The sequence below is a fragment of the Plantibacter sp. CFBP 8775 genome, assembly GCF_014839505.1.
Taxonomy (GTDB): domain Bacteria; phylum Actinomycetota; class Actinomycetes; order Actinomycetales; family Microbacteriaceae; genus Plantibacter; species Plantibacter auratus.
In genome coordinates this window covers 1-1,418 of record NZ_JACYNV010000007.1, presented here as the reverse complement: position 1 = coordinate 1,418, position 1,418 = coordinate 1, and the positions used below count along the sequence as shown (strand labels likewise).

The 1,418-nt window shown below is 54.2% G+C and carries 1 rRNA gene; it reads right to left on the bottom strand.

Annotation, left to right across the window (positions count from 1 at the left end):
• Window positions 1-1,131 (bottom strand): 16S ribosomal RNA (locus IFR14_RS20555); the annotation flags it as partial.
• Between the last annotated feature and the right edge of the window lie 287 nt (window positions 1,132-1,418).

Here is a 1,418-nt window from a genome sequence, read left to right as displayed (position 1 = left end):
CCATGAGTTCCCACCATTACGTGCTGGCAACATAGAACGAGGGTTGCGCTCGTTGCGGGACTTAACCCAACATCTCACGACACGAGCTGACGACAACCATGCACCACCTGTTTACGAGTGTCCAAAGAGTTGACCATTTCTGGCCCGTTCTCGTATATGTCAAGCCTTGGTAAGGTTCTTCGCGTTGCATCGAATTAATCCGCATGCTCCGCCGCTTGTGCGGGCCCCCGTCAATTCCTTTGAGTTTTAGCCTTGCGGCCGTACTCCCCAGGCGGGGCGCTTAATGCGTTAGCTACGACACGGAAACCGTGGAATGGTCCCCACATCTAGCGCCCAACGTTTACGGGGTGGACTACCAGGGTATCTAAGCCTGTTTGCTCCCCACCCTTTCGCTCCTCAGCGTCAGTAGCGGCCCAGAGATCTGCCTTCGCCATCGGTGTTCCTCCTGATATCTGCGCATTCCACCGCTACACCAGGAATTCCAATCTCCCCTACCGCACTCTAGTCTGCCCGTACCCACTGCAGACCCGAGGTTGAGCCTCGGGATTTCACAGCAGACGCGACAAACCGCCTACGAGCTCTTTACGCCCAATAATTCCGGACAACGCTTGCACCCTACGTATTACCGCGGCTGCTGGCACGTAGTTAGCCGGTGCTTTTTCTGCAGGTACCGTCACTTTCGCTTCTTCCCTGCTAAAAGAGGTTTACAACCCGAAGGCCGTCGTCCCTCACGCGGCGTTGCTGCATCAGGCTTTCGCCCATTGTGCAATATTCCCCACTGCTGCCTCCCGTAGGAGTCTGGGCCGTGTCTCAGTCCCAGTGTGGCCGGTCACCCTCTCAGGCCGGCTACCCGTCGTCGCCTTGGTGAGCCGTTACCTCACCAACAAGCTGATAGGCCGCGAGTCCATCCTTGACCAAAATTCTTTCCAGCAACTCACCATGCGGTGGAAGCTCGTATCCGGTATTAGACGTCGTTTCCAACGCTTATCCCAGAGTCAAGGGCAGGTTACTCACGTGTTACTCACCCGTTCGCCACTAATCCACCCAGCAAGCTGGGCTTCATCGTTCGACTTGCATGTGTTAAGCACGCCGCCAGCGTTCGTCCTGAGCCAGGATCAAACTCTCCGTAAATGTTGAATTGCACGACCACCGAAGTGACCGGCACATTTCGCGCACCATGCCACCGGAATAGGTGAACACGATGCAAGTTTGAAACTGACAGAACAAATCATTACTGACTTGCTTTGTTTTGTTTAAATGTTTTCCAAAGGAATCTCTTACAACATCAACCAACCGAAAAGGAAGGCATCAATTGCACGAGGTTTTTGGCATTTGACATTGTGCACGCTGTTGAGTTCTCAAGGATCGGATGCTCCTGCCTTTGGCCATCACGACCGCCCTGCAGGGCAACTTCTCTA